The sequence below is a fragment of the Nitrospira sp. CMX1 genome (assembly GCF_054902215.1).
On record NZ_JBUBKD010000030.1, the window covers coordinates 26,656 to 42,083 of the forward strand.

Genomic DNA, 15,428 nt, shown 5'->3' on the forward strand with positions numbered 1-15,428 from the left:
TGTGATAGGCTGCCCATCCAGCGAGGAATCATATGGCCGATCCATCGGTCTCGCATCTCAACTCAACGGTTCAGCTCTTAGCTCTCACCGAACATCAGATGGCCCGGCTTGTCCGCACGCAGGGCTGGCCCGAGTATCGAACCGCTCAAATTCTGCGTTGGATATACCAACGACGACTCCGAACGATCACGGACATGACTGATCTCCCGATGCATGATCGAGTGACACTGTCTCGATCAGCTGCTATCGGTCGTTCGGCACAGGTGAGCGTTCTCCGGTCCCAAGATGGAACACGTAAAGTACTCTTGACGCTCGAAGACGGCATGACCGTCGAATCTGTACTGATCCCGGATGACACGCGGCTGACCCTCTGCGTGTCGACGCAAGTAGGCTGTATGTTGGACTGTGGGTTTTGTCTCACCGGACAGATGGGGCTGAAACGTAATCTCAAGCTCCATGAAATCATCGATCAGGTCCTAACCTCGCAAGACCTCCTGAGCGCTGAGGAACACATCACGAACCTTGTCTTCATGGGAATGGGTGAACCCCTCGCCAATGTGGAGACACTCAAGGCCGCCGTAGCCGCTTTGACGAACAAACCCTGGGGCCTGGGATGGTCACGAAGACGCATTACCGTCTCGACAGCCGGTCTGGCATCCCGCCTCTCAGACGTCGCAACAATGGGTGTGAATCTCGCCATTTCTCTGAATGCCACCACAGAAGCACAACGCCGAGATCTGATGCCCGCCGCCAGTAACATCGCATCCTTGAATTCGCTCTTGGATGCTTGTCGGCGATACCCGCTTGCGCCTCACCGACGGTTGACGTTCGAGTACGTCCTGTTGGCCGGTGTAAATGACCTTCCAGCCGATGCACATCGCCTAGTACGACTGCTGAAATCCTTGCGCTGCAAAGTGAATCTGATTCCGTTCAATGAGTTTCCGGGCAGTCGGTTTCGCCGTCCGCCGGACAACGACGTACTTCGGTTTCAATCCGATCTTCGTAAGGCGGGACTCGATGTCTATGTCCGTCAGAGTCGTGGGCGCGACGTGTACGGTGCCTGCGGACAGCTCGGTGACATCTCCGGCAACCGATCTCCCGTTACCTTGACAGCAATTGAAACTCGTTGTTAGCATGCCCTATTCAACGTTCATTATGATCAGGCCGATACTCACACGCACTTGGTTTGCCTGCCTCGTAGGGATGCTCCTGGTCCTGGGCGACCGGTCCCCCTCCATGGGAGCTGACCCCAACGAATACATGCTTTCAAACGGGATGAAGGTGCTGCTGATCGAAGTGCCAAAAGCCCCGGTGGCCACAGTCCAAGTCTGGTACAAGGTGGGTTCCCGAAATGAAGTCATGGGTCGTGCGGGACTCTCACACATGCTCGAGCACATGATGTTCAAAGGCACAGCCAGGTATCCCAAAGGCTCCTTTTCCCGCATCATCCGAAAGAATGGTGGTATCGACAACGCCTTTACCGGACAGGATTTTACCGCCTACTTTGAAAACGTGTCGGCTGACCGTGTCGGGCTCGCGTTAGAACTAGAAGCTGACCGAATGCAGGGGCTGCTTCTCGATCACAGTGAGTTCCAGACCGAGCGCGACGTTGTCAAAGAGGAACGCCGCCTGAGGTCTGAAGATGATCCTCAAGGCGCGTTAGTCGAAGCCTTGTTCTCCCAGGTTTTCATGAGCCATCCTTATCACTGGCCGGTGATCGGCTGGTTCGCAGACCTGGATGCAATGGCAATCGAAGATTTACAGCGCCACTATGACACCTTCTACTCGCCCAACAACGCCACCTTGATCGTAGTAGGTGACATCAAGGCTGACTCATTGCTCCCCATGATCAAGCGACTATTTGAGCCGATTCCCAGAGGCCCATCGCCGAAGCAGATTCTTCCGCCCGAGCCAGAACAACGCGGCGAACGTCGTTTTCTCCTCAAGCGGGAAGCGCAGGTCCCGTTCGTCATGATGGGCTTCCGCATCCCGAACTATTCGAGTGACGACAGCTATGCTCTCGATCTCCTCGAGTCGATCCTCTCGCAGGGGAAGAGTTCCCGTCTCTACCAAAACGTGGTCTATGAGCAGAAGCTGGCGCTGGCAGTCGGTGCGGAATACAGCTTGCTGCAAACCGATCCCGGCCTATTCTACTTTTACGCACTGGTCAATCCTGGAGCGAAGGTGGAAGCAGTGGAAGAAGCGCTCCAGCGTGAAGTCACGCGTCTGCAGAATGACCCTCCATCGGAGTTGGAGCTGCAACGAGCGAAGAACCAAATCGAAGCATCGCGCGTGTTCGAACAAGATTCGAATTTTCGCCACGCCATGCTCATGGGACAAGCAGAGACCGTCGGAGCAGGGTGGAGACGAATCAATCAGTTCGTTGAGCGTATCCGTGCGGTCACCGCCCAGGACATTCAACGTGTCGCGAAGCTGTACTTAACCCCAGACAATCGGACCACCGGGATTCTCATCCCCTTGCCGCCAAAACCCGTCGAATCGTCCCACTCAGCACCGCACGATGGAAAGTCTTAGGACGCCATGAATCACGAACCCAACTCCACAGGCTACTCTGATTCTGGTCCTCGATCCAGTTCGCTTGCCAATCGGATGTGCTGGGTCCTGTGTGTGGCGATGTCGATGAGTGTTCCTCTAGGAGCGACTGCAGCCGACATTATCCCTGTCAAGTTCACGACACCCAATGGGATGACGGTCGTCGTGTTGGAACAACACTTTCTTCCCATCGTCGAACTCCATGCGCTCATCAAGGCTGGCTCATCCCAAGACCATCCGGAGAAGGCCGGTGTTGCCAACCTCGTTGCCAGCCTGCTGGATGAAGGCACCACGTCACGATCGTCCAAACAGCTGGCCGAGCAGATCGACTTCGTCGGTGGATCCCTCAGTGCCCAAGCCGGTGAAGATTTTACGACCGCGTCCACCCGCATCCTTAAAAAGGATATCGACCTGGGATTTACGCTTCTTGCTGATATCCTTCAACGCCCGGCATTCCCCAAACAGGAATTCGAACGGGTTCGATCACAGATTCTTGGGGAAATCGCGAGTGACAACGATGATCCCGGCCATGTGGCCATGAAAGCCTTCAACCAGCTAGTCTACCAGAACCACCCCTATCGCTGGCCTGTCCATGGAACCGAGGAGACCCTCAACAAGATCACCTTGTCCGACATCCAAAGCTTCTACGCCAAGGAATACCTCCCCAACCAAATCATTCTTACGATCGTGGGCGACATGACTGTCGAACAAGCGACCTCCCTCGTTCAGATTCATTTTGGATCCTGGAAGAAAGGTGCTGCACCGCCGCGACCGTCTAGAAAACCGCCCACTGTCGAGAAAAAGGCCGTCCAATTCATCGAGAAAGACTTAACCCAGTCCACTATTGTGTTGGGCCACTCCGGAATCAGCCGAACAAACCCGGATTTCTATGCGGTCACCGTCATGAACCATGTTCTCGGAGCCGGTGGATTTTCGTCGCGGCTGATGGATTCGATTCGCGATAAGCAGGGTCTTGCCTATGGAATTACAAGCCACTATGACGCGAGAGCCATGCCGGGATCGTTCTGGATCAACCTCCAGACCAGAACTGAGACCACCAACCAGGCCATCACCAGTGCCTTAGCCGAAATGAAGGCGATCCGTGAGGCGCCGGTGAGCGACCAGGAACTAGCCGAGGCCAAGTCATTCTTGATGGGGAGCTTCCCCTTACGACTGGACTCCACGGCCAAGCTGGCGCAAGTCTTGGGTCAGGTAGAATTTTTTGGACTCGGGTTCGATTACTTCAGCCAGTATCCTAAATGGATCGACCGAGTGACGAAAGACGACGTGCAGCGCGTGGCCAAGCAGTACCTAAACCCGCAGTCTTATGCTCTTGTGGTGGTGGGGAATATTACCAAGGCGAAAGTCCGTCATTAGCTCAACGTTTGAGAATTGTCCATGCAAGCCGTTTCGGTCCAAGAGAAACTTCTTCGACTCAGAACCCTTCTCACAGAGCTGGGTTCTGTGGTCGTCGCGTATTCCGGTGGAATCGATAGCACCTTCGTATTGAAAGTTGCACATGAACAACTCGGAGACAAGGCGGTCGGCATCACCGCCGTCTCGCCAACATTCCCGTCGCTTGAACTAGAAGCGGCCCAGCGCGTCGCGCAGGAAATTGGCGCTCGTCATGAAACGGTGCAAACAGACCAATTAGCCATTGATGATTTCGTCAAGAATGACGCCAGCCGTTGCTACCACTGCAAAACCGACTTGTATCAGCTGCTTGGGAGCGTTCGACAATCAAAGACGGCCGCATATGTTGTAGATGGGACCAATCTGGACGACCTTGGTGATGACCGCCCTGGTATGAAGGCAGCACGGGAATGGGGTGTGCGCAGTCCATTGGTTGAGGTCCAGCTATCAAAGGCTGATATCCGCATCCTGGCCAAGGAACTGGGTCTCTCGAATTGGGATAAGCCTGCCGCAGCCTGCCTGTCGTCACGAATCCCACGTGGCATGCCCATCACTCTGGAAAAGCTGAGCCGGGTTGAAGAAGCCGAAGCCGTACTTCAGCGAGAAGGGCTACGCCATTTTCGAGTCCGAAACCATGGCGACATTGCCAGAATTGAAGTGGCTCCAGACAACCTCTCCTGGCTAATTGAACCCGCCCGATGCACCCGAATCAGTACGCAGCTGAAAGAACTCGGGTTTCGGTTTGTGACGGTAGATCTGGATGGGTATCGCCCAGGGGGAGTCAGCCTGAGCTGACTCCCCCTGGTACAGTCCGATAGGGATCGCCTATCGCTGTTGTGATCGAGAGAGGGCCTCAAGCGCTTCGTCGGCGAACTTCCGTTGGTCAGCTTCGGTCAAACTCCGCTGTACAACCTTTTCCGCAACCATGAGTGCCAATTCCGTGGTCTGGGTACGGATGTCCTGAAGGGCCTTGCGCCGTTCTTGCTCGATTTCCCTTGTGGCATCGCCTTTTATCCGCTCTGCGTCGGCAGTCAACCGTTGCTCGTTTTCATCGAGCAGGCGTTGAGCTCGTTCCTTTGCCGCTGCAAGGATGGCTTCTGCCTCCTTACCGGCTGCACTGAGCTTGGCCTCATATTCCTTCAGCCGACTCTCAGCATCCGACCGGTGACGTTCGGCCTGATCAAGGCTGTCCTTAATTTTCTTTTCTCGTTCCTCAAGGATACTGAGAATGCCGGGGAATGCATACTTATAGAGGATGAACAACAATATGCCGAAAGACACAACTTCCCAGAAAATCAGGGACGAGAAAAAGTGCGATTCAAACTGTGGCATGCGCGCCTTCGTAAAACGTTACTCGTGAAACGTTACACGAAAATGAACCTCTCGAGGAGCGGTTCACAAATAACGGTTAACGCTCCCTAGTTATTTACGGAATCCCATGATGATGAAGGCAATGACCAGGCCGTACAGCGCAATGGCTTCCACTAATGCGAAACCGATCCACATGTACTTCGTAACACGCGCTTCCGCCTCGGGCTGACGTGCCACGACCTCAATCATCTTTCCAAAGATAAACCCGATGCCGACACCCGCTCCGGCAAACCCTGCGGCGGCACATCCCATACCGATCAACCCTGCTGCTGCTGAATCCATTATGTCTTACTCCTCTCTTGTCTAAACTGGCATGCGCTAATGCGCGTGCTCATCATGGCCATGTAAATGAAATGCGTCGCCCAGGTAGACGCAGGTTAAGATACTGAAAATGTAAGCTTGAATAAATGCGATACCAAATTCCAGCCCATAAATGGCAACTGTAAACGCAAAGGGCAACCATCCGATCAGCAACCCGCCGCCGATCGTAAGGCTGAACAAGACCGCGAGCATCACATGGCCGGCTGTCATGTTGGCAAATAACCGCACCGCCAGCGAAACTGGCCGCGCCACTTGGCTAATGATCTCAATCGGAATCATCAGGGGAACTAACCAGCCAGGCGTTCCAGGAGGAACCAGGATGCCGAGAAACTTTGCGCCATGCAACATGAAACCAATGACCAGGCTCAACCCGTAGACCACACATGAGAAGACGGCCGTCACGATAATCTGGCTCGTCACCGTGTAGCTACCGGGAATCAACCCAATCAGATTGCTGAAGAGGATAAACACAAAGAGGGTGGCGACCAGCGGGAAAAATCGCATTCCCTCCTTCCCCATCGTGTCCAAGATCATGCTGCGAATGAAGTCCACCATCAGCTCTGCGAGACTCTGCAACTTTCCCGGAACCAACTTCCTTGCAGACCCTGCCATCACCATGAGCACCGCCGCTGCCAACACGACGATCCACATAAAGACAACGGCCTTATTGATGGAAATATCCAACCCGCCGAGCGAAATTGGAATCCAATTCTGAAGTTCGAATTGATGAAGGGGGCTTTCTTCCACGATATTCTCGTCAGTCCTTCTAGAGGGTTTGAGTTATGGAATCTTCAGTCCGACACGCTACGTCTTCGGCCACCGTTGTATCGACCGATAGGCATTTCTCATACCTGCCACGATCCCCATCAGAAGCCCGATGATCATGCCCCATGGAGTCGAGTCAAAAACATACGTATCACAGACCCACCCCAATGCTCCCCCTACGATCAAAGCCGCAAGCAGATCAGTTGCGATCCTGATCGCTTGGCCGAGCCCCGCATATAAGGGATCTTGTGGAGGGGCCATCCTGAAACCCATGGGAGGCGGAGCACGCAGTCACAACCCTGCCATTGATGGGCGAGCAATTTAAGCAAAGGTCTGCTTGTAATGTCAAGCCGTTAGGCATCTATCTCCCCAGAAATCTCTGCGGTATAGTGAGCCACATTGTTTTGTGGTTTGATCGAGACAGCCCAACCATGCGACAAGATACCGCCTCGAGTTTTTTGCATGGCCCCCCTTCACCGCTTATCGTCACTTTGCCCTGCCCATCGACGAACCTCTTGGAACTGTATGCAACCGTCGCCTCAACCGAGCATCCGTCCTTTCTATTGGAAAGCGGCGGAGGGCGATCGATGGGACGATATTCGTACTTTTCCACCGATCCCTATTACCGGCTGTCCGGAATGGGCCACCACCTGATAGAACGCCCGACTAGAAACCACAGCACGTCAGGATTGGCTCCCTTTCAGAAGTTGGGGCAACTGTTTGCCGACCAGCCCATCGCTCGCCCTCCCGACACTCCCCCGTTTTTTGGAGGGGCCGTGGGATACCTCAGCTATGATCTCGTCCGCCAATTCGAGAGATTGCCCTCGATTGCCTCACCCCATCCTTCCGTTCCTGATTTGGAATTCGCATTTTTTGATCTCGTTGCGGCAGTCGACCATGAGCGGAACCAGTTGATACTGATGTTCTGTCCGCCGCCGACACGTTTTTTGGCTGAGTCACGAGAACAATTATTCCGCGAAGGAAGAGACCGGCTTGCCGCACTCGAAGCCCTTTTGACGCGGCCCAATACGGGCGACACCCATCCAGACAATCTGGGTCTTCTGACCTTTACACCGGAACAGGAACAAGCCGCATATAGAGAGAGTGTCCGTCGCTGCCAGAACTACATTGCAGCCGGTGACATCTACCAAGCAAACCTCTCACACCGTTTCACCGTTGATTGCGTAGCCCTTCGTCAAGGACACCTCCAAGCTGATCTCTCCGCCTACCGCCGGCTCCGAACCCTGAACCCTTCACCCTTCTCTGGATTACTCCGGTTCGATTCGGTCCGCCTCATCAGCTCATCGCCTGAGCGCCTTGTCCGCCTCGATGGTCGTCGAGCCGATACCAGGCCGATCGCAGGAACCAGGCCCCGTGGGAAAACACTGTTCGAAGATCAAGGACTCGTCGGGGAACTCCGAGTGAATGAGAAGGAGCGCGCAGAACACATTATGCTCGTCGATCTCGAGCGGAACGATCTCGGTCGAGTCTGCCGATTTGGGAGTATCCGGGCAGACGAAATCATGACGTTGGAGCAGTATTCACATGTCAGCCACTTGGTATCGCATATCACCGGTACGCTCACGGACCAGGCGACCGGGTTCGACCTCCTGAGAGCCATGTTTCCCGGAGGCACCATCACCGGTGTCCCGAAGGTTCGCTGCATGGAGATCATCGAGGAATTGGAACCGGTCCGTCGCGGCCTCTATACCGGTTCCATGGGATACCTCAGTTGGAGCGGTGATCTCGACTTCAATATCCTGATCCGTACGCTTACGATGATAAACGGCACAGGCTACCTCCAAGTCGGCGCCGGGATTGTGGCCGATTCCGACCCGGGACGCGAGTACGAGGAAACCCTTCATAAAGCCCAGGCCTTTTTCAGCGCCTTTGGATAGCAGGATGTGGATTTACCTGAACGATCGATTTGTGCAAGACCACGAAGCCCGGATCTCGGTCTTCGACCATGGGTTTCTGTACGGCGACGGAGTCTTTGAAACAATGCGTTCGTATGGCCCTCGCCTCTTCATGCGAGACCACCACCTCGCACGGCTGTTTCAGTCCGCCGACGCCATCGGCTTGAGAATTCCGATCCCTCTCACCCAATGGGTCGACATACTCCATGAAACCCTGGTGCGCAACGAGTTGGGAACCGATCAACGAGACGCCTATGTGCGAATCACCGTTTCACGCGGAGCTGGAGACATTGGACTGGATCCAGCCCTGTGCCCCTCACCAACCGTCGTCGTGATGACCAAGTGGTTGGTCCCTCCGGCCTCCCATCTCTATGAACAAGGCGTCTCCGTGGTTCTCGCGTCGACCAGGCGAAACTTGCCAAGTGCGCTCCCACCGCAAATCAAGTCCACCAATTTCCTCAACAACATCTTGGCCAAGCGCGAAGCCATCGCTGCGAACGCGTTCGACAGCCTTCTGCTCAATTGGGAAGGACACCTGACCGAAGGCACGACCAGCAATCTCTTCTTCATCCGGGATGGCCGGCTGAATACGCCGGCCTTGGATTGCGGTCTCCTCGACGGCATCACCCGACGAGTCGTGATTCAATTGGCTGAAGAGCTTCACCTGCCCATTGGAGAGGGGCATTTTACCGTCGACCAACTCCATCAGGCCGATGAGTGTTTTTTGACCAACACCAGCATGGAAATCATGCCGATCGTTGAGATCGGCGACCAGCGAATCGGAGCGGGAGTACCAGGCCCGCTGACTCGCAAGCTACGAGCGCGGTTTATTGAGGCCCGAGACCGATTATCAGAACCGTCCACAGCAGGCTAAGCCTCCGATTCCCTCGTGTTTCATCAGGTTTTCACAAAAGATCTACAATTTCTTGACAGTCCGCTAGGGGCTGCTATCGTGTGACGATGCTGAATCACACACTCCCGTCCGCCTCCCCATGCACACGCTCCGGCCTGGCAGCTGCGCTCTTGCTTGGCAGTTCTGTACTGAGTCCGGTTCCGCCCCTCCACGCCGAGATCTATCAGTATATTGACGCCAAAGGGACCATTTCGCTGACCAATGTTCCCTCTGATATCCGATATCGCCGAGTCGACATCCGCCCGAATCGGCTACACCCGGCTATCTCAGAGCAGGAATTGGAACCGATGATCAAGCGGTTCTCAAGGCAACATCAACTCCACCCGGCTCTCATCCGTGCCGTGATCAAAGCCGAGTCTAATTTTGATCCCCGTGCCGTTTCACGATCCGGTGCGATCGGGTTGATGCAGTTAATGCCACAGACCGCGCTTCAGTTGGATGTTCGAGATCTCTACGATCCGGAAGACAATATCGGCGGGGGGACCAAATATCTCCGTCAATTACTGGATCGATTCCGAGGGAATCTCCCTCTCGCGCTCGCGGCCTACAATGCCGGAGAACGCGTCGTTGACCGGTATCGTACCCTTCCGCCGATCGACGAAACACGCCAATATGTCCGAAAAGTCCTCCGGTACTACCGAACATTTCTTGCACGCGACCTGGATTCGACCGGTCATGTTATCCCGTCTTCCGAGTACGCAATGGCACCAGCTTCCCCTGAGGGCTCAATCCCACCCGCCCAGTAGTCCGATCTGTGAGGCGCAGTCGGCTATGCGCCTTCCATCCCGGACGTCGCGTCCCTGGAAAATCAGATCGGTAGTGGGCACCGACGCTGTTCTCTCTCCACAAAGCCGCTTCCGCCACACAGCGCGCCACTTGCACCATGTTCTTCACCTCAAGGTCTGCTCGAGTGGAAAAGGATCGGGAGACCATTCGTTCCCATCGAGCAAGTTGAGCCGTAGCCCGGACCAATGACTCCCGAGATCGGATTAATCCAACTTGGCCCCACATGATCCGGCGCAGGGAGTTTCGTACCTTTTCCACATCGTCTAATCGATCGCCATAGCCGCGTGGTACCCGCTTATGGAACTCATTCCCACTCGGCGTCGGGCAGCCATCGGCCGACGCGATGGCTGCCACGCCAGCCCGTCTCCCGAATACCAACCCTTCCAATAATGAGTTGCTCGCCAGGCGGTTCGCTCCATGCACACCACTACACGCGACCTCTCCGGCTGCAAACAAGCCGGGCAACGTGGTCGCCCCGTTGAGGTCGGTCGTGACCCCTCCCATCATGTAATGGGCACTTGGAGACACCGGGATCCACTCCTCCGTAATATCGATATCGTGGCGCAGGCAGGTCGCATAGATCGTGGGAAAACGACGCTTTACAAAGTCCGATCCCAAATGCGTGACATCGAGGTAGACATGCCGAGCACGCGTCGCCGCCATTTCCGCCCAAATGGCCCGTGCAACGATATCTCTCGGTGCCAATACGCCGAGAGGGTGGTATCGCGTCATAAATGACTCGCCCTTGTTATTGCGGAGCTGCCCCCCTTCCCCGCGCATAGCCTCCGACAACAAGAACGGCGGGCTGGACGGTAGATAGAGTGACGTTGGGTGGAACTGAACGAATTCCATGTCTTGCAGTTCCGCCCCTGCACGAAAGGCCATGGCCATCCCATCACCCGTGGCATTGGGAGGATTCGTTGTCCGGGCAAAAATTTGGCCGGCGCCCCCAGTCGACAGTACGACCGCTTTCGCGGAAATAACGAATTGCTCACCGGAGTTTTCGTCGAGGACTACCGCCCCACAACAGCGCCCTCCCTCGACGACGAGATCCACCGTAAAGTGGTAATCCAAGCGGGCGATCCGCTGCTGTCGAACCGCCTGCGCCATGAGCGCTCGAACCATCTCATTTCCCGTCGCGTCACCTCGCGCGCGAAGAATACGGCTACGGCTATGCGCGGCTTCCCGCGCAAATGCGAATTTCCCCCCGGTCTTGTCGAACTTCGCTCCCCAGTGGATGAGCTCCTGAATGCGATCCGGCCCTTCCTCCACAAGAACACGTACTGCCTCTCGGCGGCACAGCCCATGGCCCGCCTTCACCGTATCCGTCAAATGGATGGAGACATCGTCCTCTTCGCTCAGCGCGACCGCAACACCGCCTTGTGCGAAGATCGAATTGCTCTGGAGAGGATGCCCTTTGGTGAGCATGATCACTCGCCCGACCCGGCAGAGTTCCAACGCGGCACGAAGCCCGGCCACTCCGCTCCCGATGACGAGGAAATCTGCTTCCGGCACTGATCGCGACATGATTTATCGTAGCGGAGAGGAAGGTTCCGCCAGCATCAGTTTCGTTTTCATGCCGAAGGGCAAATCGCCCTGTGCGCTGCGCAGGAGAATCGATTGGGTCCCGACCCATTGCAATCGGGCATGGCCACGCTGCCGCGTGCCCGTATCATTGGCGTCTTTTTTCCAAACCCCCTGCCAATTGACCAGCACATCGAGGTCATCCTTAGCTAGCAGGACCCGTTCGATCCTGAACTCGAGCGTAATCATGTAGAACGCATCAAAATCCATCTCCGCTTGACGTTGCAGCTCTTCCGTCTGATCGAGCGAGGATAGCATCGACCGAAATCCTGCCCGATCCTTTTGCTCATATGCGCTTCGGAGGGATTCCAGGGCCTGATCAAGACGAAGGAGCCGCTCGTGTTCGACGGGATACTGAATTGTTTTCGATGGACAACCTGCGACAAGCAACGTCAGCAGCAGAAGCCAGCCCCTACACAGAGCCAGTGAGCGTAAAGACCTCCGGACAACCATAGAAAGGCAGTATACCATAGGGGAAAAGCACGCCGTGAGCTTGCATTTTTCAGAAAAAGCTTTTAGACTCGTTCCTCTTTGGAGATACGAAGCATGTCAAGCGTCTTGAAGAAACGCCGGAAGAAAATGCGCAAGCACAAATACAAGAAGCTGCGCCAACGTCAAAAATTCCTTCGCCGAAAAAGCTAGGCTCAGCCTGCATAGCGGGAGGAGAAGGCCGTGTCTGATGGCAAGGGCAAGAAAGTTCGCATCCGCGTACGGACGGTCGGTTGCACCTACGTGGGAGACTTCCTGGTACCCCCGATGCGACATCGTGTGTCCGACGCGATTAACGAAGAAGCGCGTCTGTTCATTAGCCTCACCGACGTAGTCATCAACGAGAAAGACCAGTCGGAGTTCGTCGCGGTCAACAAGAACCTGATCGAGTCAATCGTTCAGATCTAGCCTCGTCTATCCACCCACCTTCTGTCACTCCGGTATCGCGTGACTGGACGTGAACTAACCGCTCAATACCACAGTTGATCGAACCACCTGACTCACCATGGTGATCTTCAAGCGATTCCTCCCCTTCGTTCGTCCCCACATGCCGCGCCTGTTGCTGGCCGGGCTCCTTGTGGCCGGAGTTGCACTGATCAACCTCACCTTGGTACGGCTGGCTGGCACACTCTGGGATATCATCACCGTTCAGCATGACGCCAGCAAGATGACGCGCTCCATCGGGCTGTTCCTCGGCCTGGTGATTCTCCAGGGGCTCTGCTCGATGGGCCATAGTTATCTCACCGCCTGGGTCTCCCAGACCGTCGTGGCTGATTTTCGCAAACATCTTTTCGGTCACCTCCAAAAGCTAACAGTCAGCTTTTTCGCTCGCCGACGCACGGGAGAATTACTCTCCCGGTTAATGTCCGATGTCACCGTCATTCAGTCCCTCGTGACAGAAGCTCCCATCGACGGAGTCAAACAGCTCGTGACCTTCGCCGGCGGCATTACGTTCCTACTCGTGATGAACTGGCAGCTCTGCCTGCTGATTCTCGTCCTGCTCCCGCTGTTGGTGGTCGTTTCAAAACTGTTCGGCCGTCGGCTGAAATCCCTATCCACCTTGATTCAAGACCACACGGCCGCACTCAGCACCCTGACGGAGGAGGTCATTTCCGGTATTCGTATCGTCAAATCCTTTGTTCAGACACAACGGGAGGCCACTCGTTTTGCTGATCAGGTTGAGCAGACCCTGCAGCTGACGCTCCGTCGCGCCGGCATCATGGCCGTCTTCATTCCGGTGATCAGCCTGCTGACATTCACATCGGCCACCGCCGTGCTCTGGTACGGAGGCCGCCAGGTCATCGACGGCGTGGTGACGCCTGGTGATCTCTTCGCCTTCGTGTTGTTTGCCGGTATCCTGATCGGCCCCTTCAGCTCAGCGGCCAAGATCTTTACCCAGATCAAGGAAGCACAGGGAGCGACACAGCGAGTCTTCGAGATCCTGGATGCTAAGCCGGATATTGACGATCGACCAAACGCGCAGCCGCTCGAAACAATCGAAGGCCATGTCCGGATGGAAGACGTTACCTTCAGCTATGACAGCCGTCACCCGGTGCTGACTCGCCTGTCGTTCGAAGCCAAGCCAGGCGAATTGGTTGCCTTCGTTGGACCAACCGGGGCCGGGAAGACCACCGTGATCAATCTACTTCATCGGTTCTACGATCCCATAGAAGGACGCCTGACCATCGACGGCCGAGATCTGCGGGACGTGACCCTGGACAGTTGGTATCGACAGATTGCGCTGGTCCCACAAGAGACCGTCTTGTTCGGGGGAACCATTCTCGACAACATTCGCTATGGGAACAGAGAGGCGGACGAAGCCGCCGTGATCAAGGCAAGCCAAGCGGCACACGCACACGACTTCATTATCGGTTTGCCGGATGGATATCAAACCCTGGTCGGCGAGAAGGGAGTCAACCTGTCCGGTGGCCAACGCCAACGTATCGCGATCGCTCGGGCCATTCTGAAAAATCCTCGCATTCTCTTACTCGATGAGGCCACCTCATCGCTCGATACGGAATCGGAACGGCTGGTGCAGGAAGCGCTCCAACACCTCATGGAAGGCCGGACCACCTTCGTCGTCGCCCACCGATTGTCGACCGTCCAACGTGCCGACCGAATTCTGGTCTTGGACAAGGGCCAGTTGGTGGAAGAAGGCACCCATGCACAATTGATGGAACGCAACGGACTGTACCACTACCTCTACACCATCCGGCTCAACGAGCCCGCATAAGATAGAGTGTTCTCTTTTCCTCATCTTTTCGACTCCCCGGTCAACACATCACCGCTCTGGAATTTACGGTAGAATCAGGCATGACTATGTCCCATCGAGTGCTACTCATGGTCGTCGTCTGCTTTCACACATACTCTCCATGGCTTGGGATCGCTCAAGCACTGGAGCCGGGCGCAGAGGTCACTCTGTGGCTGGAGTCCGGCCAGGCTGTGGCCACCAGCCCGTTAAGTGGCCGAAGAGAATTTCGCTTGGAGGCTCAAGAGCGAGTCATCAGCTCGAGAGCTAACGGGATCAATGGGATTGTGGTGACCTCGCGACGACTGTTGGGTTTTTCAAGCCGCAGCTTGACATGGAGCAAAACAGATCTGGACCTGAGTGAAAAGGTGTTGGAACAAAGGATCCTGGCAGCCTTCGGCCTGATTCGAACCGACCGAAACCTGTACGCCTTCCGTGGCGCCAACGGTCTTTGGTTTGAGGAAGGATTGGGAGTGCGGGAGCAGGTCAATCGATTGCACAGCAATGACTATGGAGCCGTGTTCGTCACGAATGAACGGGTCATAGGATTTACCCCGTTGCTCGGCAGCTTCTCTTCGAAGCCCCTCGATGTGCACGAGCACATCGTGGACATCGCAAACGAGAACGGGCTCATTTTTGTGTCCACAACTAGGCGCACACTGGTCTTGGGAAGCCGGTTAAGCGGATGGGAGGAGTTTGAATGAACCATCTTTGCCACCAGCATCCTCCTTAAATCTGTCTACTAGGCATTCCCCTCGTGAAAGAGAAGAATCCCGTTTAGTCGTTCCCTGGCTCGTGCCTAACTGCGTCGACGTTCTTCTTGCACACGGAGCGGGTCAACATGCGTCTGATTCGACGGTACCACCGGCGCAAGGGTGAACATACTGAGCGCCGACCGTCTGACGGCTTGATCAAACAAGCCATCAGACAAAGCCTTCAACCAGCTGGCCATACAGTAGTAATCCGATAAACCTGAGGCTTCCTTCGTGGGCCAGAGTATTCCCTGATCGCTGTTCATCTCTCTGTAACGGAGGAGCCGTATCGTACGCCTATTAGCAAATAGGGATGA

17 protein-coding genes and 1 pseudogene are annotated in these 15,428 nt (G+C 55.4%); 11 read left to right on the forward strand and 7 right to left on the reverse strand.

Annotated features, from left to right (window positions below; all coding sequences use genetic code 11):
* Positions 1–32: 32 nt before the first annotated feature.
* The 4 genes from rlmN (at position 33) to larE (ending at position 4,761) form a co-directional block, all read left to right on the forward strand.
* Positions 33–1,133 (forward strand): dual-specificity RNA methyltransferase RlmN, encoded by a 1,101-nt coding sequence (gene rlmN, locus ACYX34_RS08330; RefSeq protein WP_462076093.1) that lies wholly within the window; start codon positions 33–35, stop codon positions 1,131–1,133.
* 103 nt (positions 1,134–1,236) lie between these two features.
* Entirely contained in the window at positions 1,237–2,535 is a 1,299-nt protein-coding gene (locus ACYX34_RS08335; protein WP_462076094.1) for a M16 family metallopeptidase, read from the forward strand.
* Between the two features lie 105 nt (positions 2,536–2,640).
* Positions 2,641–3,930 (forward strand): M16 family metallopeptidase, encoded by a 1,290-nt coding sequence (locus ACYX34_RS08340; RefSeq protein WP_462076095.1) that lies wholly within the window; start codon positions 2,641–2,643, stop codon positions 3,928–3,930.
* A 21-nt stretch (positions 3,931–3,951) separates the two neighbouring features.
* Entirely contained in the window at positions 3,952–4,761 is an 810-nt protein-coding gene (gene larE / locus ACYX34_RS08345; protein ID WP_462076096.1) for an ATP-dependent sacrificial sulfur transferase LarE, read from the forward strand.
* 30 nt (positions 4,762–4,791) lie between these two features.
* On the opposite strand, the gene atpF is transcribed toward larE, so the two are convergent.
* The 4 genes from atpF to ACYX34_RS08365 all read right to left on the reverse strand — a co-directional run bounded on the left by atpF (position 4,792) and on the right by ACYX34_RS08365 (position 6,684).
* Positions 4,792–5,298 (reverse strand): F0F1 ATP synthase subunit B, encoded by a 507-nt coding sequence (gene atpF, locus ACYX34_RS08350; protein WP_462076097.1) that lies wholly within the window; start codon positions 5,296–5,298, stop codon positions 4,792–4,794.
* A 90-nt stretch (positions 5,299–5,388) separates the two neighbouring features.
* Positions 5,389–5,619 (reverse strand): ATP synthase F0 subunit C, encoded by a 231-nt coding sequence (gene atpE, locus ACYX34_RS08355; protein WP_086424598.1) that lies wholly within the window; start codon positions 5,617–5,619, stop codon positions 5,389–5,391.
* Between the two features lie 36 nt (positions 5,620–5,655).
* Positions 5,656–6,405, reverse strand: a complete 750-nt coding sequence (locus ACYX34_RS08360) for a F0F1 ATP synthase subunit A (protein WP_462076098.1) — start codon at positions 6,403–6,405, stop codon at positions 5,656–5,658.
* Between the two features lie 57 nt (positions 6,406–6,462).
* Positions 6,463–6,684, reverse strand: a complete 222-nt coding sequence (locus ACYX34_RS08365) for an AtpZ/AtpI family protein (protein ID WP_462076099.1) — start codon at positions 6,682–6,684, stop codon at positions 6,463–6,465.
* Between the two features lie 170 nt (positions 6,685–6,854).
* On the opposite strand from ACYX34_RS08365, the gene ACYX34_RS08370 reads away from it, so the two are divergent.
* From ACYX34_RS08370 to ACYX34_RS08380, 3 genes are all read left to right on the forward strand, one after another.
* Positions 6,855–8,321, forward strand: a complete 1,467-nt coding sequence (locus ACYX34_RS08370; protein ID WP_462076100.1) for an anthranilate synthase component I family protein — start codon at positions 6,855–6,857, stop codon at positions 8,319–8,321.
* A 4-nt stretch (positions 8,322–8,325) separates the two neighbouring features.
* Positions 8,326–9,213 carry an aminotransferase class IV gene (locus ACYX34_RS08375; RefSeq protein ID WP_462076101.1) on the forward strand — a complete coding sequence of 296 codons (888 nt, stop codon included), beginning with the start codon at positions 8,326–8,328 and terminating at the stop codon, positions 9,211–9,213.
* Between the two features lie 86 nt (positions 9,214–9,299).
* Positions 9,300–9,998 (forward strand): lytic transglycosylase domain-containing protein, encoded by a 699-nt coding sequence (locus ACYX34_RS08380; RefSeq protein WP_462076162.1) that lies wholly within the window; start codon positions 9,300–9,302, stop codon positions 9,996–9,998.
* Here ACYX34_RS08380 and nadB read toward each other — a convergent pair.
* On the reverse strand, positions 9,931–11,565 hold the full coding sequence (gene nadB / locus ACYX34_RS08385) for an L-aspartate oxidase (protein WP_462076102.1): 1,635 nt from the start codon (positions 11,563–11,565) through the stop codon (positions 9,931–9,933). The two genes, ACYX34_RS08380 and nadB, sit on opposite strands and share 68 nt — an antisense overlap.
* 3 nt (positions 11,566–11,568) lie before the next feature.
* The gene (locus ACYX34_RS08390; RefSeq protein ID WP_462076103.1) at positions 11,569–11,880 is read right to left on the reverse strand and encodes a hypothetical protein; all 312 of its coding nucleotides are present in this window, start codon (positions 11,878–11,880) and stop codon (positions 11,569–11,571) included.
* A 288-nt stretch (positions 11,881–12,168) separates the two neighbouring features.
* Here ACYX34_RS08390 and ACYX34_RS08395 point away from each other — a divergent pair.
* The 4 genes and pseudogenes from ACYX34_RS08395 to ACYX34_RS08410 all read left to right on the forward strand — a co-directional run.
* A pseudogene (locus ACYX34_RS08395) lies at positions 12,169–12,226 on the forward strand (AURKAIP1/COX24 domain-containing protein); the annotation flags it as partial.
* Positions 12,227–12,294: 68 nt separating this feature from the next.
* On the forward strand, positions 12,295–12,519 hold the full coding sequence (locus tag ACYX34_RS08400; RefSeq protein ID WP_462076104.1) for a DUF6812 domain-containing protein: 225 nt from the start codon (positions 12,295–12,297) through the stop codon (positions 12,517–12,519).
* Positions 12,520–12,616: 97 nt separating this feature from the next.
* Positions 12,617–14,344 carry an ABC transporter ATP-binding protein gene (locus tag ACYX34_RS08405; protein ID WP_462076105.1) on the forward strand — a complete coding sequence of 576 codons (1,728 nt, stop codon included), beginning with the start codon at positions 12,617–12,619 and terminating at the stop codon, positions 14,342–14,344.
* 80 nt (positions 14,345–14,424) lie between these two features.
* Positions 14,425–15,063 (forward strand): hypothetical protein, encoded by a 639-nt coding sequence (locus ACYX34_RS08410; protein ID WP_462076106.1) that lies wholly within the window; start codon positions 14,425–14,427, stop codon positions 15,061–15,063.
* A 95-nt stretch (positions 15,064–15,158) separates the two neighbouring features.
* On the opposite strand, the gene ACYX34_RS08415 is transcribed toward ACYX34_RS08410, so the two are convergent.
* Positions 15,159–15,311, reverse strand: a complete 153-nt coding sequence (locus ACYX34_RS08415; RefSeq protein ID WP_462076107.1) for a hypothetical protein — start codon at positions 15,309–15,311, stop codon at positions 15,159–15,161.
* Between the last annotated feature and the right edge of the window lie 117 nt (positions 15,312–15,428).